A 20,659-nucleotide genomic window follows, 5' to 3' on the forward strand; every position below is an offset into this window, starting at 1 on the left:
TTTATTGTCCTTTTTCAGTGCTAATCTGATATAAATTCATCAATGCACCTACATTTTGCTGCGCATCATAGCCGAGTTTTGCAAGGGTGCTTTTAACGAGCTCCCGCTTCGGCCTGCCTGCGGCGGCCGCTCTTACAATCGTTTCAGCCCAAATGTCCATCGGCTTAGAGAGACTCACCCTTTTCACAAGTCCGAGCCCCGTATCGACTTTTTCTGTGATCGTGTCTGAAATAATACACGGAAGACCTGAAGCCTGCGCTTCCACAAGCACAACAGGCAAGCCTTCGTACAATGATGGCATGACAAATACATCAAAGGTGCGCATGAGCTCATGAATGTGTTCTTCAGTTCCTAAAAAGAGAACATCGGAAAGCAGATTCAGCCGCCGCGCTTCCTCCTCCATCTGCTCCCGCAGCGGTCCGTCTCCTGCGAGAACCATCTGAAAGCGAACTCCCCGTTTTTTCAGGTGAACGGCGAGCTTCAGCAAAAACGCGTGATTTTTCACTTCATGAAATCGGGCCACATGACCAATGATCAGCCGGTCAGACGCTATGCCGCGTGCTTTTTTTTCGTCATCGGGCGCCTTGCCGGCTGGAGAAAACAGATCAAGGTCTATTCCGTTCGGCAGCAGATGAACCCGCTTCCGCTCCATATTGGATCGCCCGAATAAAAACCGTCCCGCATCCTCTCCGCAAGCGCACAATTCAGTCGCATATGACAAAATGAGGCGTCTGAACACCATCAGCTGCAGGCGGTCCTTCCAATTGAAGGCGGTCTTCCACGAGGTGTTATGGGAATGGCATACTCTGACCTGCACTCCAGCTAGCCTTGCCGCAAGCGCGATAAAGCCGGTTTGAAAATCTGTGTGCGCATGAACCGCGCTGAACGGCCCGTTTTCTTTTATTGTGTTTCTTACATTCTTCACAAATGTGAGGGGATTGCTTTGTCCGATACTCGGGACATAAAAAAGCCGCCCGCCTAGCGATAAAATTTCTTCATCATAAGCGCACGGATCATTTCGATAGGTTAAAAAATCAAATTGCACCTTGCTTCTATCCATTTTCCGATATAAATTCATGACCATGGTTTCCGCGCCGCCCCTGTTCATGCCGCTGAGAACATGGAGCACGCGCTGTTGGCTGTTATTCATGCTTCACAAGCCCTTCCTTCTGATTCATCACTCTTTTTTTATGGTAACGATTCATCACAGCAGGAGGCATAAACGCGCGAATGAGCGGTTTTGCGATATATATGTAAGCGGAAAAAGGAAGCTTCAGGCGTCTGCAAGCCTGGTATACAAGAATGGCGTTGTCGATTGAGTAGGTAAAAGACCGCCTCTTGAATGCGTCGCTGTCTTCCCTTACTTTATACAGCGCTTCTTGGAGGTTATAGCCTCGAAAGCCCTCTTCAAAAAAGCGGAGCCACAAATCGATATCCTCCATTCGCCTTGTCCGCCGCACCGAACGATAGCCTTTCAGCGTCTGGTAAGCGCTGGCTCTCATCATGATTGTCCCATGGCAAAACGGCGTCCCTTTCGCCATAATGGCCGGATCCGGAACAGAAGGCAGCATCCGTGTGCCCCTTACACCAAATTCATCAAACACAAGCATGCCGGTGCCGACCACCTGGTAGTGCCGATGCTTCTCTAAAAAGGCAACCTGCTTCTCCAGACGGCGCGGAAAGGACAGATCATCTCCGTCCTGGCGGGCGATATACTCGCCTGTCGCATAAGAAAGACAGTGATTTAATGAAGCGGCAAGCCGCTTGTTTTTTTGATTGTGAATGAGCTTGATGCGGTCGCTGTAATGAGCGGCATACTGCTTCGCAATACGGAGCGTGCCGTCTGTTGACGCATCATCGCACATGATCAGCTCCCAATTTTTATAGGATTGGCTGAGAATGGATTCAATGCTTTCCGCCAAAGTGGATTCACAATTATAAATGCCCATAATGACAGAAACTTTCGGTCCTGAATTCATACGCTTTTCTCCTTTTTATCCATGTACACGGAATAAATATCTGCCATTTCTTCTACCGTTCGCGCTTCAGAAAAGCGCAAGGCTGTTTGGCGGCCTTCCTGTCCAAGTGTTCTGCGCAGTTCCGGCTCAAGGTAGAGCTGTTCAATCCGGTCAGCAAAAGCAGCGCTGTCGCCCATTTTGATGAGGAAACCGTTTTTTCCGTCACGGATGATTTCCCGGTGTCCGCGGTTATCAGTGGCAATTGCCGGCTTTTCCGCCGCCATGCCCTCAAGCACATTCATGCCGAGGCCTTCTCTGATGCTGGATGCGACAGAAACATCCGCAAGCTGGATCAGCTCGTGAATATCGCGGCAAAAGCCGTAAAAGCAAACATTGCGGGAAGCTCCTAGCTTTTCAGCTAAGTCCCGATACGTTTGTTCCATCGCTCCTTCTCCGGCAAAAACAAGACGGAGCTCCGGTATCTTATCTTTCAGCAGTGCTGCAGCTTCAATTAACAGCTTCTGATTTTTATTGAGGTTCAATTCAGCCGGATAGATCAATATAAAGTCGTCTTTTTGGAAGCCGTGCTTTTCTCTCAGCCTATGCTGCTCTTCAAGGCTGACTGGCCTGAACCTGTCTGTATTAACGCCGATGCCGTGAATTTTTTCTGTCATCCCGCCCGGTCTTTGAAGCCCTTTCGCTCGCGTGTAATCTTCTTCATTTATGGTGATCAGGCAGTCTGTATAGGCAGAAAGCCATTTTTCAACCGGATAATAAAGGACCCAATTTTTCATCGGCGCTCCGCTGCAAAAATGAAATCCGTGTGCGGTGTAGAGCACCTTTGTTCCATTCCGTCTCGCATGCCTTGACGCAAGCCGTGCGAGAACGCCGCCGACCGGCGTATGGCAATGGACGATGTCGTACTCGTTGGTCTCGATCACTTTCTTCAGCTGTCTGTAAACGGCAAGGTTCTGAGGATGGAAGGGTGACCTTCGGATCGGAATGGAGAATTTCTCATCGACATACGGCAGCCGCGTCTGCCCGCTCGCAGCAACATGAACCTCCCAGCCCAATTGTTTAAACCATTTAAAGTAAGGAAGATGAAAGGCTTTAAAATGATAATCGACAGTGGCACAAAATAATATTTTTTTCGTCATCTTCACTCCCCCTAACGAATGCCGGCAGCCGTCATTTCGTTTGATGTGTCTATTGCCGCAAACAGCCGCTCTCTGAGCTCGGCTTCCGGCAGCTGATTGAAATCTTCTATAAAACGCATCAGCAATGGCCAGTCGCCGTCCACCGCTTTGCCGATATGGATTTTCGGAAAAACTTGTTCGGCATGAACTTCATTTTTGTTCAGCAGCTCCTCATACATTTTTTCACCCGGGCGAATACCTGTGAACTCAATCGGAATCTGCTCCGTCGTGTAGCCAGATAAATGAATGAGGTTTTTGGCGAGATCGACAATCTTCACGGGCTCTCCCATATCAAGAACAAAAATCTGCCGGCCTTTCGCCAGCGCTCCAGCTTGGATGACAAGCCGTGACGCTTCGGGAATGGTCATAAAATAGCGGGTCATCGCCGGATGTGTCACTGTAACGGGACCGCCTTTTTCAATCTGTTTCTTAAAAATCGGAATGACGCTGCCCCGGCTGCCAAGAACATTGCCAAAGCGAACCGCAACGAATTTCGTTCTGCTGAATTTCCCCAGATTCATAATAATCATTTCGGCAAATCGTTTCGTTGCTCCCATTACATTGGCCGGGTTCACCGCTTTATCCGATGAAATGAGCACAAACGTCTCTGTCCCGCACATATCTGCCGCTTCCGCCACGTTTTTTGTTCCGATGATGTTGTTTTTGACTGCCTCTTCAGGGTTGTGTTCCATTAAAGGCACGTGCTTATGGGCAGCCGCGTGATAGACGACGTGCGGTTCGTATTTTTTCATTAAGGTAAACATTTTGTCACGGTCTTGCACATCCGCAATTTCCGTGTGGAATACGATGTGTTTTCCGAATCGTCCATTCAGTTCAGAATAAATAGAATGAATGCTGTTTTCCCCATGGCCGAGAAGAACGATTTCCTTAGGCTGGAACGCACTGATCTGCCGGCAGATTTCCGAGCCGATTGAACCGCCCGCTCCGGTGACGAGAACTGTTTTTCCTTTGATGCGGTTTGAAATTTCGCTTGTGTCGAGGGTTACCGGCTTTCTGCCCAGCAGATCCTCGGCCTTTACATCTCTGATTTGACCGGCAGTGCGCGTTCCAAGCAGCATTTCATCAAAATGAGGCATGATTTTGATGTTCACTCCGGTTCGCACGCATTCTTTGTACAGCGCCTGCAGTTCATGGGTACGGAGAGAAGGAATCGCAATAATGATATAGTTAATTTTGAGCTTTTGTACCGCAGGCATGATACTTTCTTTTCCGCCGATGACGGGCAGCCCCATCATTTCCAGCTTATGTTTCGTTTGATCGTCATCAATAAAAGCGACAGGTGTAATGTCGGGGTCATCTTTTTGCAGCAGCTGCCTGACCATCAGGGTTCCGCCTGATCCCGCTCCGATAATCAATGCGCGGGCCGATGTGCTGCGTTTTTTTCTGATGCTTTCTTTTAAGATTCTCGATAAAACGCGGGTTCCCCCAATGAACAGAAGCTGAAGCACCCAGCACGCTGTTAACAGCCGGAAAAACATCGTATGATACACAGCGTACTGTATGATGCCGGTCACAGCGGCTGAAATCGTAATGACCTTAAGCAGAGCAATCAGTTCGCCGAGTCCGGTGTATGTCCAGACCTGCTTATACTGATGGAACAGGATAGCACATACATGATAGCTGAGGAGCAAGCTGACTGCGGTAAGCAATAATGCTCCGGAGTCATAAAATTGATAAGAATCTTTTAAAAATTGATATCCTGCAATAACTGAATTTAAAACGAGATAAGTATCCAGCGCGATAATCATTGACAGTCTTCTCCGGTAACTCAACCTTTTCCCCCCTAATACTTTTATCGGTTTAGCTGCGGCGGTTTTCGTCTTCTAAAAAATCGACAGCAGCTAAACCGATAACATTTCCTATGTATATCAAATAAGTGGGCATTTAACCCGTCCTCACGCCCCGCCAGCGACGACGAGCATCTAAGGCAGCCTGTTCAAGCTGCCCACAGCGGAGCCGAGTGCCTCCATTGATACAGGTAAGGAGACATCACCTAAAAGCACAAATTAATAGGAATAGTGTTCTGATTTTTTCATTTTCTTTTTATTTAAAAGAGCACCTAGCAGCTTTGCATTGGATTGCTCCAGTGCGTCCTTCGCTTTCAGGACGGTATCGGTTTTTGTTTTTCCGCTTAAGACAACGAGCACGCTTCCATCTGTCTGGTTCGCTAAAATTTGAGCGTCCGCGACAGCTAAGAGCGGAGGAGAATCAAAGATCACCAGACTGAATTGGTCATAGATATCTGATATCAAATCTCCCATTGCTTTCGAGGATAACAGTTCAGCCGGATTCGGCGGCGTCGGTCCGCTTGTCAGCACATATAAGTTATCGATCGGTGTCTTTTGCACCGTTTCACTGAGAGAAGCATTGCCGACCAGCACATTTGTCAGCCCGGTCAAATTTTCAACCTGAAACGTCTGGTTAATTGTCGGTTTTCTTAAATCGGCATCCACCAGCAGCACTTTCTTTTCCTGCTGCTGCGCAAAGACTGCCGCAAGATTCGCTGCACTTAACGATTTTCCTTCACCAGGCACAGAGGAGGTGACGAGAATGGACCGCAAGTTGGTCTGTACGGATGAAAACTCAATGTTTGTCCGAATGGTGCGATATTGTTCCGCAACAATTGATTTATGATGTAAAACGGATATTTGAGCCAAACCTCGCCTTGCTTTCTTTTTTCTAAAGACCACTCACTTCACTCCTCGAAATGTTTTATCCAACCCTGCGATTCCGTTTCTTTTTGACATCAGGGACAGAGCCCAAGCAGGGCAATCCGGTTTTCTCGCTGAGCTGCCGTGCGCTTTTGCACGTATCATCGAGAAAATGCAGAAAAAATGCCAGTGTAATGCCGCCCATCACGGCCGCTCCAAAAGCCATGACCATATTTCTCATCCGGGACGGCTTAATCATTGGGCTTTCAGAAGCCTTCGCCTCTGAAAGAATATGTACGCCTTGCACATTCATTCTTTCATCTACTTCTTTTTCAAACTTGTTCACTAACGTGTTTGCAATCTTAGCCGCTCTCTCCGGATTGTGATCCTGAACGGCAACGGTGATGATTTCCGATTCATTTTCACTGCTGGTCACCACTTTTCCTTTCAGCGAGGAAGCCGATTCAGAAAGATGCAACTCCGCCTTGACCTCTTCCATCAAGGCCGTGCTTTTGATAATCGATTGAAACGTGCTGCTGTACTGAAGATTTCTCTGGATGTCACTGAGATTCGAGTTTTCTTCACCGTCTGATTCATGAATCAGCACTTGAGTCGACGCCTGATAAGTCGGTGAAATGACCTTAAATTGGACAAAACCTGTAATAAAGGTGACGCCTATTGTGATGAGCAGAATCAGCACGAATCTATGTCTGACAATTGCGTATAACTCTTTAAAACTCATATTCTCATTCATATATTCATAGCCTTCAGCCTTCTCACGGCTGGCTTCCCGCGCCCCTTTCTGTTAATGATTGGATTATAAAAGAAAACTTTATTATTTAAAAATTGCAAAATAAGCCAATAAGTTCTCTTTAGAGAACAAAATCATGATTTTCCTCTAATTTACTGCACTTCCCTTATTATTTTAAATTTTATAAAGAACGAATAATTCCTTATAATGAACGAAATAACGACAGGAATAGAGGAGAATTTCATATTATGATTGGAAGAATTATCCGTTTGTACCGCAAAAGAAAAGGCTATTCTATTAATCAGCTGGCTATTGAGTCAGGCGTTTCTAAATCTTATTTAAGCAAGATTGAAAGAGGCGTTCATACGAATCCATCCGTTCAATTTTTGAAAAAAGTATCAGCAACCCTGGATGTCGAATTAACAGAATTATTTGACGCCGAAACGATGATGTATCAAAAAATCAGCGGCGGAGAGGAAGAATGGCGTGTGCATCTTGTACAAGCTGTTCAAGCCGGAATGGAAAAGGAAGAATTGTTCACTTTTACGAACAAGCTAAAGAAAGGGGAGCCTGAAACCGCCTCCTACCGAAACCGAAAGCTGACAGAATCGAATATAGAAGAGTGGAAAGCGCTGATGGCGGAAGCGAGAGAAATCGGCCTGACGGTTCAGGAAGTCAAATCCTTTTTAAAAACGATGGGAAAATGAATATCGTAGAAGGGCTGAGGTTCGCATCATCAGGACAAATCTGTTTATAATGGGGGAAAAAGGGAGAGAATGCTATGTCTGAATCAATGGTCAAAACGCAATACGGCACAGTGAAAGGCATTTCAAAAAACGGTGTCCACATATGGAAAGGCATCCCTTACGCAAAGCCGCCCGTCGGACAATTGCGGTTTAAAGCACCTGAGCCGCCGGCGACCTGGGAAGGCGTACTGGACGCAACTGCGTACGGCCCGGTTTGCCCGCAGCCGCCTGATTTACTATCATATTCATACCCTGAACTCCCCCGCCAGTCTGAGGACTGCCTGTATGTAAATGTATTTGCACCTGACACTCCGGGCAAAAATCGTCCTGTCATGGTGTGGATTCATGGCGGCACATTTTATCTCGGCGCGGGCAGTGAGCCTTTATACGACGGATCAAACCTGGCGGCTCATGGGGATGTCATTGTCGTCACACTGAACTATCGGCTGGGGCCATTCGGCTTTTTGCATTTGTCTTCCATTGATGAAGCGTATTCCAACAACCTTGGACTGCTTGACCAAACCGCGGCTCTGAAATGGGTCAAGGACAATATCTCTGCGTTTGGCGGCGATCCGGAAAATGTAACGGTGTTTGGAGAATCAGCGGGCGGTATGAGCATTGCCGCGCTGCTAGCCATGCCTGCTGCAAAAGGCCTGTTCCAGAAAGCAATCTTAGAAAGCGGCTCTTCCCGAACCATGACAGAAGAAAAAGCGGCAAGCACCGCGCATGCTTTTTTACGAATCCTTGGAATTGACGGTCACCAATTGGACAGGCTGCATACTGTGTCTGCTGAAGATTTGCTTAAAGCCGCCGACCAGCTGCGAAAAACCGAAAATGAAAATATCTTTCAGCTGTTATTCCAGCCTGCACTTGATCCGAAAACACTGCCTGCTGAGCCGGAGAAAGCCATCGCTGAAGGGGCTGCTGACGGCATTCCGCTGTTAATCGGAACAAATCGTGATGAAGGGTATTTATTTTTCACGCCGGATTCAGAAGTTCACTCTCAGGAAACAATTGATGAAGCGCTTGAGTATCTATTGGGTCAGCCGCTGGCAAAGAAAGCAGCCGATCTGTATCCGCGCTCTCTGGAAAGCCAAATTCATATCATGACGGATTTGCTGTTTTGGCGCCCGTCCGTCGCCTGCGCTTCCGCCCAATCCCGTTACGCACCTGTTTGGATGTACCGATTCGATTGGCACCCGGACAAGCCGCCGTACAATAAAGCGGTTCACGCACTGGAACTGCCGTTTGTGTTCGGCAATCTAAACGGACTGAAACGAATGGTACAAGCAGACATTACGGATGAAGTCAAACAGCTTTCACACACGATACAATCAGCGTGGCTTGCCTTCGCAAAAACAGGAAGTCCAAGCTGCGAAGATATACAATGGCCGGCTTATACTGAAGACAAACGAGAAACCTTGATTTTGGATTCCGAACTTTCTATTGAGCACGATCCTGATGGTGAGAAGCGGAAAAAACTATTACACTCGTAAGGAGAATCACATGGGAAAAACAGGCTGCATGGGTGCCGTCATCGTTGTGGCAGCATGTATCTTCATTTTATCAGCAGTCGTTTATTTACAAGACACCGTTTATTACCAGCCCATCCGCTGGATTGGGATTCTACTGTTTTTCGCGGGAATTGTGATGTGCCCACATACTCAGCAAAAAGAAAACCCGGTAAAGAGAAGTAATCCTCTCTTTACCGGGTTTTTGTTTTCTTACAATTTCCCTGCGCGAATATCGTCTGTCATTCCTTCATAAGGAGCTTTAGAAATGACTTCCTCATTATCGGCGCCCTCATTTTTCAGAAATGTAATGTCAGCAAATTCGGGCACTACGTATTTTGGATAGGTTTCGTATTTTTCGCGTGATTCTTTCATCAGGTCAATGTGGTCATTTTGGTAGCAGACCGTAATTTCAGGATGTTCATGCACCCATTTCGGGAAGAAAATAATGCCGTGCATGCGTTTTTCATTCGGCATAAAGTTTAATGAAACATCTGTGCCTGTCGGCTCTGTCCAAGACACTTTATATACGCCCTCTGTCAGTTTGACAATGTTCACTTCCTGATCCCGAACCCAGCGTCCGGCCACCATTCCGCTATGAATTCTATAATCAATTGTATGGTCATTTTTAATATAAATCTCGTATTCCCAACCGTTTTCGTAAGTATAAATCATGTGGCTTCCGATAAAGTTTTCCATATTTCACACTCTCCTTAGTCTTTTACTCTACTTCATAAATGTCTAATCGAACGTAATCAGGGGTTCTTTCTGCGGAACCGATAAACAAGCGGTCATGCAGCCATTGATAGGTTTCACTGCCTGTCTCAAATGTCGGCACCGTGCGGAAATAAACATGCTCGGTGTCAATCACTTCCCCGGCCGCTGCTCGTGTTCGGAACGGCTCGCTGACTTGCCGTATTCCATTGTTTTCAAGGTAAATCAGCTCATGATCTGCTGTTTCTATGACATATCTGGCAGATAAATCTGTTCTGCCGTCAGCGCGAATGATTTGCGAATCAGCTCCGCCAGGCAAAATACGTCCTTCCACTTCTCCGGTTACTGTTCCCGATCGAATCGGAATCCATCGTCTCAGCCCTAAACCTGTCTCACCAATGGTGATTGGAGGATCAACCTTAATGTCTAGGGAGACGAATTTCTTTAAAACTGGCTTCTTCATAAGCACCACCTGATCTTCAGAAGAAACCATGTAACTATTTACATGTTTACTTTAACACCATTGCATGAGGCTGTCAAACGATAAGAACACAAAAAAACAAGAGCCGATTACATACAGCCCTTGTTGAATAGTTCATTTTGATAGGTAAGATACGTGCTGACCGTGCTTTTTGCGAGGCAATCAGAGGAATCGATAATCGGAATATCACCGTGAACATGATCTAACACTGTGTTTAAATCTGTGCAAGCCGAAATGATGAGATCCGCTCTTTTACTGATTTCCAAATATAGCTCCCGCCATATGTCCTGAGTTTTCTGAACATGATTCGGCTGTTTGATCGCGGCGATGAGCTGATTGACTTCCCGCTGCCAATGTGTCTCATGAATAAACTCATATCCCCCCGCCTTCAAACCTTTTTGATAAAGACAGGATTGTATGGTTGAGTCCGTTCCTAAAACAGCCACTTTTTGCGCTGAATCCGGGAGCGCCTTCATCGTTTCCTCAATGATATGTAACAAAGGAATCGACAATGCTTGCTGGATGTCTTCAAAATAGACATGCGCCGTATTACAAGGAAGAGAAATAAAGTCCGCACCGGTCTTCTCCAGCTTGACGGCCCCATCGATAATCGCTTTTTTCATTTCATTATGATCGATAGGGCGATCGACATAAAAAGGGGTCGGACAGGAATAAATCATCATTTGCGGGTAATCGATATCATGTGAAGCGCCATATAGCTTCTGACAGTAATCAATGACCTTATCTAAAAATGGAGAGGTCGATTTCGGGCCCATTCCAGCTAATATCCCAATCATCAAATTCATTCCTTTCTAATTCGTCCGGACCGCTTCTCCCTCTGTTCCGTCCTGATAAACGATAAAACTTTTCGCAGTATCATCCCCTAACATAAATTCAACTTCAACAGGCAATGATTGCAGAAAGAAACGGGTTTCCGAGGAAGGAAATAATTCAAACCTCATCTGTCCGGTGATTTGCAGATAAAGCCGCTCATTCTCAGCTGTCACCGTCGCAGCGGTACCATCGTGAAAGGAGTAGCTGCCAACATAGCGGCTGTAAATCGCTGTATCAATTTCTTTTTTCTTTTTATCAGCTGGACGTTCAGGGATCTTATAAGGCTGGTCAAATAAAATATTCTCCGCTGCCTTCAGTATCGCTTGTTCATAATCAGCATCCTGTTCCATATTGCTCAAATAGATCAGCGTTTTACCATGATCTATATATCGGATCATCATCGTCGAATAGCCGGGCCACCCTCCGCTATGGCTGACAATCCGCCCTTTTTCAGGACTGTTTTGCAGCACCCAGCCAAATCCGTAGTCAACCGTTTCCCCATTGCTCAGTTGTACAGGAGAAAATGCGGCTTCCTTAGAAGCCTTGCTGATCAATTTGTCCTGATATAAAGCCTGATCAAATCGAAATAAATCGCTTGTGACAGAATTCACTGTACCGTCTCCCTGTATTCTATCCAGATACACAACATAGCTCGTTTCCTCCAGGTCATCTGGAAGAACGTACTGGCCGGAATGCACATCATACACATATCCATACGCATAGTCATCGATCTGCTCAGGACGCAGCCTCCTGTTATATACTCTCGTGTTCGCCATACCGACCGGGGTGAAAATATGCTGTTTCAAAAAATCCGCATAGCTCATGCCGGATGCCTTTTCAATCAAAACTGCCAGCAGCACATACCCCGTATTGCTGTACAGCCAGCCTTCATTCGGAGCAAAATAGCAAGGAGGCTGCTCATTCATCAGCATATCCACTACATCCTGATTCACTGCGACTCTGCTTTTATCCCAATTGACAAAAAAACACTCTATATATTCCGGAAGCCCGGACGTATGGTTCAATAAGTGCCGTATCGTAACGCCTTCATATGGAAATCCGGGAATCCAGCGCTCCACCTTATCCTCATAACCAAGCATCCCTTTCTCCTCCAATAAAACAACTGCCAGCGCTGTAAAAGGCTTTGATAGTGATGCCAGCTCAAACAAAGAATTTTCTTGCAAAAACCGTTTTTCCGGCAAATCCGCATAACCGAAAGCGTGATGGTATAAGATGCCGCCATCCTCTGCAGCTAAGACCGCCCCGTTGAATTGATTTCTTTCGCCTAATGTTTCAAATAAAGTCTTAAGGTCATTCCTTTTATCCTGCTTCATTGTTTCACCTCCCCTTTTTTGTACGATACTGAGCTATTAATGTTTCAATTATTTTGAAAATATAAAAAAGCTGATCAATCCTCAAACAGGAAAAATCAACTTTAGATTTACACGAATCAAAAATCCCTTTTTACGCAGTCGGAGAAGGAACTCTGGCGGCTGCAAAACGGGTTCTCGGAGTTGCTTGAATGACTCCGGCGGCAGTACTTCTCATTGCAACTGTCACCGTATCTCCGGCGTTTAACTGAAGAATTTCCGTAATGGCTACGACAGCCGGGAGATTCCCTGCTTGAAATGTGTTATTTCCGCCTATCACATCTTGATTCACAAGAAATACGACTTCTAAGTTGAAGTCAACAATCGCATTCGTTTGAAACTCAACTGATGCGTTAAGAGAATATACGCCTGCTGTTCTCGGTGAAAATGTAGATGTGTTGGGGTTATATTCGTTCGCCAAATCAAATTCTACATTTTGAAATAAGACTCCGCTAGCTGCATTTGCAGCCACTGACACATTCGTATTGCTGGTGGCTCTGAAAGCGGAAATAGGCTGGTTCGTATTTGCTGTAGCTGGTGCAAAGCCCTGGTTTTGTTGAGCGGATGAGGAATTTCCATTTCTTCCTTGCATGACACTTGGGGATAAAAGAGGTTCCGGCCGATCGTTCCTCTTAATCCATTTAGTTGGCCTTGGCGGCATGACTTTTTCCTCCCTATACATTTTCTAGCACTTCTATCATTTGTTTGCTTTCGCAATACATTATTATATTGATCGTTACAGGCTTTGAAACGGTATCTGCCCCCAAAGCTCACAGAAATAAAAGCAGCTAATCCAAAACAGAATACTGTTTCTATTAAAAGATTTATAAAAAAATATAAGATCCATCCACACTTAAATTGCCATTACGAGATTCAGCAATGCCAATATCGTTAGGTCGCCCTCTGTTATCTGCCGGTCACCATCGTAAAAAAGCCGGAAGACGATTCTCCCGGCCTTTCCAGCTTATTTACCTGTTTCCGCAAAACGTTTGAGCCGCTCGCCGATTTCGTCACGAACACGCTGAAAGAACGCCCATTTTTCCGTTTCGGATCCTTCCGCTTTTGCAGGGTCATCAAAGCCCCAGTGCTCGCGCTTGACGTGAGGCGGCGTCATCGGGCATTTATCAGCCGCGTCTCCGCAAAGCGTCACGACAAGATCAGCACTGTTTAAAATAGCCGGATCGATGATATCTGATGTTTGGCCGGATATGTCGATCCCCGCTTCCTTCATCGCTTTTACAGCATTCGGATTGAGCCCATGCGCTTCGATCCCCGCGCTGTATACGTTCCATTCATCTTCTAGATATTGTTTCGCCCAGCCTTCAGCCATTTGGCTGCGGCAGGAGTTGCCCGTGCATAAAAAGTAGATCGTTTTTTTAGGCATGTTTGTTCATCTCCCAAATGTTTTAGTGAATGATCAATAACCAGATATAAAGGCCGAATAGAGTAATCAGCAGGGTCGGAACAGTCAGGATAATCCCTGTTTTCACGTATGTCCCCCAAGAGATTTTCACTCCTTTTTGGGCGAGAACATGAAGCCATAACAGCGTCGCCAGCGACCCAATCGGCGTGATTTTCGGTCCCAGATCAGAACCGATGACATTTGCATAAATTAAGGCTTCTCTCATTATTCCATGTGTATCTGTACCGGCTATCGCAATAGCATCAATCATGACGGTCGGCATGTTATTCATTAACGATGATAAAATAGCCGCGATAAAACCCATACCAATGGTCCCCGCCAATAGCCCCTGATCTGCGGCTGTCTGTATAAGGCTGGACAGAAGGTCTGTTAAGCCGGCGTTTCTTAACCCGTACACGACGACATACATCCCAATGGAAAAAAACACAATCGCCCACGGTGCCCCTTTGACCACCTGCTTCGTATGAACGGCCGGGCTTTTCTTCGCCATAATAAGAAAGAAAACAGCCACCGCACCGGCGATAAAGGATACGGGGATGGACCATATCTCGCTTACAAAATAACCGATTAATAACATGCCCAGCACAAGCCAAGACATACGAAACATATTTATATCTTTAATGGCGTCAGCCGGTCTCTTCACCTGACTGAGATCATAATGTTTCGGAATCCCTTTTCTGAAAAATAAGTATAAAACGAGTATGCTTGCCGCAAGCGAAAAGAGATTCGGGACAATCATCCGTGCCGCATATTCAATGAACCCGACGTGAAAGAAATCGGCCGACACGATATTGACCAAATTGCTGACCACAAGCGGAAGCGATGTTGTATCAGCGATAAACCCGCTCGCGATAATGAATGGGAACACCAGCTTTTCTTCAAAACGCAAAGCCCGCATCATCGCAAGCACAATTGGCGTTAAAATAAGCGCCGCACCGTCATTGGCAAAAAACGCCGCCATGACAGCGCCTAAAACGGAAATATAAATAAACATACGCAGGCCGCTTCCTTTAGCCGCCTTTGCCATATGCAAAGCAGCCCATTCAAAAAAGCCAATGTGGTCTAAAATGAGCGAGATGAGAATGATCGCCACAAACGCCAGAGTGGCATTCCATACAATGCCGGTAACGTCCGCCACATCCTTCACGCTCACAACCCCAGCAAGCAAAGCCAAAACTGCTCCCCCGCAGGCTGACCAGCCAATAGACAGCTGTTTCGGCTGCCAAATAACAAAAATAAGTGTAAGAATAAAGATCATTGCTGCTAAAACCGCTGAACTCAAACGAGAACCTCCTACTTACAAGAAACTTGAGTTTCTTTTTTCTGAATAGACTGCAACACGTCATCATCTGAGCTGATGTGTGCGAGAATCGATTGAATCAATCCATATTCAGGACAAGCCGAATTAATTGAATAAAACCGCCACTGTCCCTTTTTTTCTTCATTCACAAATCCAGCCTGTTTCAGCTTCCGCAAATGCTGGCTGATAGCTGGCTGGCTCATGTCAAACATATCGACAAACTGGCAGACACAGTATGTTTTTTCCTCCAGCAGCTTCATGATCAAAAGCCTGGTTTGATCATGAAGAAGCTTCAGGCAGTGACTGATTTCAGCAGATGTCAAGGCATGCTTCATGAAAGCATCAGCTCCCTTCCGCGTTTATTGTATAATTCATCAATTATATAAGTCAATACTTATATACTAGAAGAAATAGAACCTCCAGTTAAAATTTTTTTATGGAAATGTCTTTATTTATACTGTCGTTATTTATGAATTTACATTTCTTTATCACTTTTGTGTTGTTCGGATAGGCTTGATAAAAAGGAACTTTATACCCATGCGAAAGCTTGTGATAACCTATAGAAGATGTAAAGAAATAATCAGTCTGATTAGTCCATAAGACCTGTACTCTTAAAATCTTTTTATTCATTTTCTATCAAACAAAAGAGGAAAATAGACCCGTTGAAATAAGGTTCAGTGTCTAATAGAATAATGTCGAAAAGTAAATTACGCAGGTTTGTTACTGATAAAGCAGGCAAGACCTAAAATGTGTTAAGGGCAAAGTGTATTCTTTGGTGTCACCCCTTTACATATTTTAGGTCTTTTTTTATTGCACGTAACCGACTTGCCACTCAACAGGAGGGCTGGAAGAAAGCAGACCGCTAACACAGTACATAAAAAAGGAGACATGAACGATGAACATCAAAAAGTTTGCCAAACAGGCAACAGCATTAACCTTTACAACCGCACTGCTGGCAGGAGGCGCGACTCAAGCGTTTGCGAAAGAAGCAGATCACAAACCGTATAAAGAGACATACGGCATTTCCCATATTACCCGCCACGACATGCTGCAAATCCCTGAACAGCAAAAGAATGAAAAATATCAGGTGCCTGAATTTGACCAATCAAAGATTAAAAACATCTCTTCCGCAAAAGGTTTGGACGTGTGGGACAGCTGGCCATTGCAAAACGCGGACGGCACAGTCGCAAACTATCACGGCTATCACATTGTCTTTGCATTAGCCGGAGACCCTAAAAACGCGGATGACACATCAATTTACATGTTCTATCAAAAAGTTGGCGAGACTTCCATTGACAGCTGGAAAAACGCAGGCCGTGTCTTTAAAGACAGTGACAAGTTTGCCGCAAATGATCCCATCTTAAAAGATCAAACACAAGAATGGTCAGGATCAGCTACATTTACATCCGATGGCAAAATCCGTTTATTCTACACTGACTTTTCCGGTAAACATTATGGCAAACAAACACTGACAACTGCGCAGGTTAACGTGTCAACTTCAGACAGTTCTCTTACGATTAACGGTGTAGAGGATCACAAATCAATTTTTGACGGCGACGGCAAAACGTATCAAAATGTTCAACAGTTCATTGATGAGGGCAACTATAGTTCAGGCGATAACCATACGCTGAGAGATCCTCACTATGTGGAAGATCACGGCCGCAAATACTTGGTATTTGAAGCAAACACAGGAACTGAAGACGGCTACCAAGGCGAAGAATCTTTATTTAACAAAGCTTATTATGGCAAAAGCTCATCATTCTTCCGTCAAGAAAGTCAAAAACTTCTGCAAAGCGATAAGAAACGCACTGCAGAATTAGCTAACGGCGCACTTGGCATTATTGAGCTTAACGATGACTACACATTGAAGAAAGTCATGAAGCCGCTGATCACGTCTAACACAGTGACTGACGAAATCGAACGTGCGAATGTCTTCAAAATGAACGGCAAATGGTATCTGTTCACTGACTCTAGAGGATCAAAAATGACAATCGACGGCATTACGTCTAACGATATTTACATGCTGGGCTATGTTTCCAACTCCTTAACAGGCCCGTACAAGCCGCTGAACAAAACCGGCCTTGTGCTGAAAATGGATCTTGATCCTAACGATGTGACCTTTACTTACTCACACTTTGCCGTACCACAAGCTGAAGGTAACAATGTCGTTATTACAAGCTACATGACAAACAGAGGCTTCTATGCAGACAAGCAGGCAACGTTTGCGCCAAGCTTCTTATTGAACATCAAAGGCAAAAAGACATCTGTTGTGAAAAACAGCATCCTTGAACAAGGCCAACTAACAGTTAACAAATAAACGCAAAAGAAAATGCCGATACCCTATTGGCATTTTCTTTTATTTCTTTATTAAAATCTAAAGCGGAGAAACCGAAATGACATATAAAAAAACATGCAAATGGTCAGCGGTATTCCTCATCTTTTTAGGAATCCTTTTGTTTATAGACCTATGGCCAAAAGAGGAACCGGTCAAAAAATCAAAATCAACCCATAAGCCGGACTACCGGGCGGCATATCATTTTACGGCTCCTGACAAATGGAAAAACGACCCACAAAAACCCATCTATTTCGATGGAAAGTATCATTACTATTATCTGTATAACGGGGATTATCCAAACGGCAACGGCACGGAATGGCGGCATGCCGTATCAGAGGATTTGGTGCATTGGACAGATGAAGGCGTGGCGATTCCCAAATACACAAATCCAAACGGCGACATCTGGACCGGATCATTTGTCATCGATAAAGAAAATACAGCCGGCTTTGGCAAAAATGCACTTGTCGCCATTGTGACTCAGCCTTCAGCCAAAGACAAAAAGCAGGAGCAGCATTTATGGTACAGCACAGACAAAGGGAAAACATTTAAGCCCTACACTGATGATCCCATTATGCCCAATCCGGGGACAAATGATTTCAGAGACCCTAAAGTCATATGGGATGATCAGGATCATAAATGGGTAATGGTCATGGCCGAAGGAACAAAAATCGGCTTTTATGAATCCGATAATTTAAAGGATTGGCAGTACACAAGCGGTTTCTTTACAAAGCAGGCAGGCATGATCGAGTGCCCCGACCTATACATGATGCGGGCAAGTGACGGGACGACGAAGTGGATTCTCGGCGCAAGCGCAAACGGGAAACCGTGGGGCAAACCCAATACGTACGCCTACTGGACCGGAGGCTTTGACGGAAAAGAATTTTCTGCGGATCAAACCGAACCCCAATGGCTTGATTACGGATTTGACTGGTACGGGGGTGTAACGTTTGAGGACGGGAAAGACACAGATCAATTGAATAAGCGTTACGCGCTGGCTTGGATGAACAATTGGGATTACGCCAATAACACGCCGACCCGAAAAAATGGCTTTAACGGCACAGACTCAATCGTGCGTGAAATCCGGCTCCAGCAGCAGGACGGCACATACAGCCTCGTCTCACAGCCTGTTGAAGCATTGCAGCAGCTTTCCGCTTCCACTGACGAAGTGAAAGAACTGAGTGTCAGCGGCTCCAAAACCCTGTCCATAACAGGCGATACGTATCAGCTGGATATGGATCTTTCTTGGTCAGATATGAAAAACGCCGGCGTCCGGCTGAGAGAATCGGCAGACAAAAAACGCCATATTGATGTCGGCATATTTGCTGAAGGCGGCTATGCGTATGTCAACAGAGCTTTCACAGACCAGCCTGATAAAAGCAAAAGGTTCGTTGAAAGCAAAGCGCCCTATGACAGCAGCAAACAAAATGTGCACTTAAAAATACTCGTTGATAAAACAACGATAGAAGTGTTTGTCGGTGACGGGAAAACCGTTTTTTCAAATGAAGTGTTCCCAAAATCCGAGGATAAAGGCATTACTCTTTTTTCTGAAGGCGGCTCAGCTTCCTTTAAAAATATAAAAGTGAAACATTTCGATACGATTCATCAATAAAAACAGATGCAGCGCTTGCTGCATCTGTTTTTTTGTGAGAGCCGAAAGCAATCAGCAGGTGTGTATTGTCTGTTTCATATTGGGCATTGTAAGAAATATAAGGCTTGTTTCTAAGGAGGAAGCGGATGTCTAAACAAGGAAATTTTCAAAAATCGATGTCTCTGTTTGATCTGATTTTGATCGGGATGGGAGCTATCTTTGGATCAGCATGGCTGTTCGCTGTCAGTAATGTCGCTTCAAAAGCAGGACCCTCCGGCGCTTTTTCCTGGATTATGGGAGGAGCCATTATTCTGTTAATCGGACTGGTGTACGCGGAGCTCGGAGCCGCTTTGCCCCGCACTGGAGGCATCATCAGGTATCCCGTTTATTCACACGGCCATCTGGTCGGCTATTTAATTTCATTTGTCACAATTGTCGCTTACACAAGCCTGATTTCGATTGAAGTCACAGCTGTCCGGCAATATGTGGCCTATTGGTTTCCGGGCCTGACCAAAGAGGGCTCTGACTCCCCGACTATCGCAGGCTGGATTTTGCAGTTTGCCTTGCTCTGCTTGTTTTTCCTGCTGAATTATTGGAGCGTCAAAACCTTTGCTAAGGCCAATTTCATTATTTCTATTTTTAAATATATCGTTCCGGTCACGATCATTATTGTGCTGATTTTTCATTTTCAGCCAGGGAACTTATCGGTTGAAGGGTTTGCGCCTTTTGGTTTTACAGGCATACAGGCCGCCATTTCGACCGGGGGTGTCATGTTTGCGTATCTCGGGCTGCACCCTATCGTATCTGTTGCCGGCGAGGTGCAAAACCCGAAGCGTAACATCCCAATCGCATTAATTATCTGTATTATCGTTTCCACCATCATTTATACTATTTTGCAAGTTACCTTTATCGGTGCGATTCCGACAGAAACACTGAAAAACGGTTGGCCGGCAATCGGCCGTGAGTTTTCATTGCCGTTTAAAGATATTGCGGTCATGCTTGGTTTAGGATGGCTTGCAACGCTTGTCATTCTGGATGCGATCCTGTCCCCCGGAGGAAATGGGAATATATTTATGAATACGACGTCTCGTCTCGTTTACGCCTGGGCACGGAACGGCACGTTATTCCGTGTATTTTCAAAGGTCAATCAAGAAACCGGTACCCCCCGGGCGTCTCTATGGCTTTCGTTCGGTCTCTCGATATTCTGGACGCTTCCCTTTCCTTCATGGAACGCGCTCGTCAATGTTTGTTCTGTTGCCTTAATCCTTTCTTATGCGATTGCGCCGATTTCTTCAGCCGCACTGAGAGTAAATGCGAAGGACTTAAACAGGCCGTTTTATTTAAAAGGAATGAGCATTATCGGGCCGCTTTCATTTATTTTTACAGCGTTTATTGTGTACTGGTCAGGATGGACAACCGTATCCTGGCTTCTCGGCTCACAGCTCGTCATGTTTTTGATCTATCTCTGCTTCAGCAAATACGCGCCTAAAGAAGATGTAAGCCTTGCCCAGCAGCTGAAATCAGCCTGGTGGCTCGTCGGATTTTATGTCATGATGCTGATTTTTTCCTATATCGGCTCTTTCGGGCATGGCCTAGGCTTGATCAGCAATCCCATCGATCTCATTTTGGTTGCTGTCGGCTCGCTTGCGATTTATTATTGGGCAAAGTATACCGGGCTCCCGAAAGCCGCGATTGATTATGATAAATAAAGAAGCAGGAGTTTCTCTTGCTTCTTTTTTCGCTTTACAAACTCCATCATTCGAGATAAAATGAATGATAG

The 20,659-nt window shown here is 45.5% G+C and carries 19 protein-coding genes and 1 pseudogene; 6 read left to right on the top strand and 14 right to left on the bottom strand.

Annotation, left to right across the window (positions count from 1 at the left end; all coding sequences use genetic code 11):
• Position 1: 1 nt before the first annotated feature.
• From LJF29_RS15000 to LJF29_RS15025, 6 genes are all read right to left on the bottom strand, one after another.
• Positions 2–1,150 (bottom strand): glycosyltransferase family 1 protein, encoded by a 1,149-nt coding sequence (locus LJF29_RS15000; RefSeq protein WP_229149302.1) that lies wholly within the window; start codon positions 1,148–1,150, stop codon positions 2–4.
• Positions 1,143–1,979 carry a glycosyltransferase EpsE gene (epsE, locus tag LJF29_RS15005; protein ID WP_010331954.1) on the bottom strand — a complete coding sequence of 279 codons (837 nt, stop codon included), beginning with the start codon at positions 1,977–1,979 and terminating at the stop codon, positions 1,143–1,145. Before epsE ends, LJF29_RS15000 begins: the two co-directional genes overlap by 8 nt.
• The gene (locus LJF29_RS15010) at positions 1,976–3,115 is read right to left on the bottom strand and encodes a glycosyltransferase family 4 protein (protein ID WP_229149308.1); all 1,140 of its coding nucleotides are present in this window, start codon (positions 3,113–3,115) and stop codon (positions 1,976–1,978) included. The genes epsE and LJF29_RS15010 overlap by 4 nt, the downstream gene beginning before the upstream one ends.
• Positions 3,116–3,126: 11 nt before the next feature.
• Entirely contained in the window at positions 3,127–4,947 is a 1,821-nt protein-coding gene (locus LJF29_RS15015; protein WP_173400508.1) for a polysaccharide biosynthesis protein, read from the bottom strand.
• A gap of 234 nt (positions 4,948–5,181) precedes the next feature.
• The gene (gene epsB / locus LJF29_RS15020) at positions 5,182–5,865 is read right to left on the bottom strand and encodes a protein tyrosine kinase EpsB (RefSeq protein ID WP_229149310.1); all 684 of its coding nucleotides are present in this window, start codon (positions 5,863–5,865) and stop codon (positions 5,182–5,184) included.
• 22 nt (positions 5,866–5,887) lie between these two features.
• The gene (locus LJF29_RS15025; RefSeq protein ID WP_413286577.1) at positions 5,888–6,580 is read right to left on the bottom strand and encodes a YveK family protein; all 693 of its coding nucleotides are present in this window, start codon (positions 6,578–6,580) and stop codon (positions 5,888–5,890) included.
• A gap of 245 nt (positions 6,581–6,825) precedes the next feature.
• Here LJF29_RS15025 and slrR point away from each other — a divergent pair, with 245 nt between their 5' ends.
• The 3 genes and pseudogenes from slrR (at position 6,826) to LJF29_RS15040 (ending at position 9,020) form a co-directional block, all read left to right on the top strand.
• Entirely contained in the window at positions 6,826–7,284 is a 459-nt protein-coding gene (gene slrR, locus LJF29_RS15030; protein ID WP_010331959.1) for an HTH-type transcriptional regulator SlrR, read from the top strand.
• A gap of 74 nt (positions 7,285–7,358) precedes the next feature.
• The gene (locus tag LJF29_RS15035; protein WP_229149314.1) at positions 7,359–8,819 is read left to right on the top strand and encodes a carboxylesterase/lipase family protein; all 1,461 of its coding nucleotides are present in this window, start codon (positions 7,359–7,361) and stop codon (positions 8,817–8,819) included.
• A 10-nt stretch (positions 8,820–8,829) separates the two neighbouring features.
• A pseudogene (locus LJF29_RS15040) lies at positions 8,830–9,020 on the top strand (hypothetical protein).
• 27 nt (positions 9,021–9,047) lie between these two features.
• Here LJF29_RS15040 and padC read toward each other — a convergent pair.
• The 8 genes from padC to LJF29_RS15080 all read right to left on the bottom strand — a co-directional run bounded on the left by padC (position 9,048) and on the right by LJF29_RS15080 (position 15,291).
• Positions 9,048–9,533: a phenolic acid decarboxylase gene (padC, locus tag LJF29_RS15045; protein WP_010331962.1), complete on the bottom strand. Its 486-nt coding sequence runs from the start codon at positions 9,531–9,533 to the stop codon at positions 9,048–9,050.
• Positions 9,534–9,555: 22 nt separating this feature from the next.
• A complete protein-coding gene (locus LJF29_RS15050) occupies positions 9,556–10,011 on the bottom strand; it encodes a DUF3237 domain-containing protein (protein ID WP_026014613.1) in 456 nt (151 codons plus the stop codon).
• Positions 10,012–10,118: 107 nt separating this feature from the next.
• Positions 10,119–10,826 (bottom strand): aspartate/glutamate racemase family protein, encoded by a 708-nt coding sequence (locus LJF29_RS15055; protein WP_229149316.1) that lies wholly within the window; start codon positions 10,824–10,826, stop codon positions 10,119–10,121.
• A 15-nt stretch (positions 10,827–10,841) separates the two neighbouring features.
• Positions 10,842–12,197: a serine hydrolase gene (locus LJF29_RS15060; protein ID WP_229149321.1), complete on the bottom strand. Its 1,356-nt coding sequence runs from the start codon at positions 12,195–12,197 to the stop codon at positions 10,842–10,844.
• 130 nt (positions 12,198–12,327) lie between these two features.
• Positions 12,328–12,894 carry a complement C1q domain-containing protein gene (locus tag LJF29_RS15065; RefSeq protein WP_229149322.1) on the bottom strand — a complete coding sequence of 189 codons (567 nt, stop codon included), beginning with the start codon at positions 12,892–12,894 and terminating at the stop codon, positions 12,328–12,330.
• Between the two features lie 303 nt (positions 12,895–13,197).
• On the bottom strand, positions 13,198–13,617 hold the full coding sequence (arsC, locus tag LJF29_RS15070) for an arsenate reductase (thioredoxin) (protein ID WP_229149324.1): 420 nt from the start codon (positions 13,615–13,617) through the stop codon (positions 13,198–13,200).
• 22 nt (positions 13,618–13,639) lie between these two features.
• Positions 13,640–14,938 carry an arsenic transporter gene (locus tag LJF29_RS15075; protein ID WP_229149326.1) on the bottom strand — a complete coding sequence of 433 codons (1,299 nt, stop codon included), beginning with the start codon at positions 14,936–14,938 and terminating at the stop codon, positions 13,640–13,642.
• 11 nt (positions 14,939–14,949) lie between these two features.
• On the bottom strand, positions 14,950–15,291 hold the full coding sequence (locus tag LJF29_RS15080; RefSeq protein ID WP_229149327.1) for an ArsR/SmtB family transcription factor: 342 nt from the start codon (positions 15,289–15,291) through the stop codon (positions 14,950–14,952).
• Positions 15,292–15,851: 560 nt separating this feature from the next.
• Here LJF29_RS15080 and sacB point away from each other — a divergent pair.
• The 3 genes from sacB (at position 15,852) to aspP (ending at position 20,588) form a co-directional block, all read left to right on the top strand.
• A complete protein-coding gene (sacB, locus tag LJF29_RS15085; protein WP_229149333.1) occupies positions 15,852–17,273 on the top strand; it encodes a levansucrase in 1,422 nt (473 codons plus the stop codon).
• Positions 17,274–17,349: 76 nt separating this feature from the next.
• Positions 17,350–18,900 (top strand): glycoside hydrolase family 32 protein, encoded by a 1,551-nt coding sequence (locus LJF29_RS15090; protein WP_229149337.1) that lies wholly within the window; start codon positions 17,350–17,352, stop codon positions 18,898–18,900.
• Between the two features lie 125 nt (positions 18,901–19,025).
• Positions 19,026–20,588, top strand: a complete 1,563-nt coding sequence (gene aspP / locus LJF29_RS15095) for an aspartate/proton symporter AspP (RefSeq protein ID WP_229149345.1) — start codon at positions 19,026–19,028, stop codon at positions 20,586–20,588.
• Positions 20,589–20,659: the final 71 nt, after the last annotated feature.

The sequence above is a fragment of the Bacillus sp. LBG-1-113 genome (genome assembly GCF_020708615.1).
In the GTDB taxonomy this organism is placed as follows: Bacteria; Bacillota; Bacilli; order Bacillales; family Bacillaceae; genus Bacillus; species Bacillus mojavensis.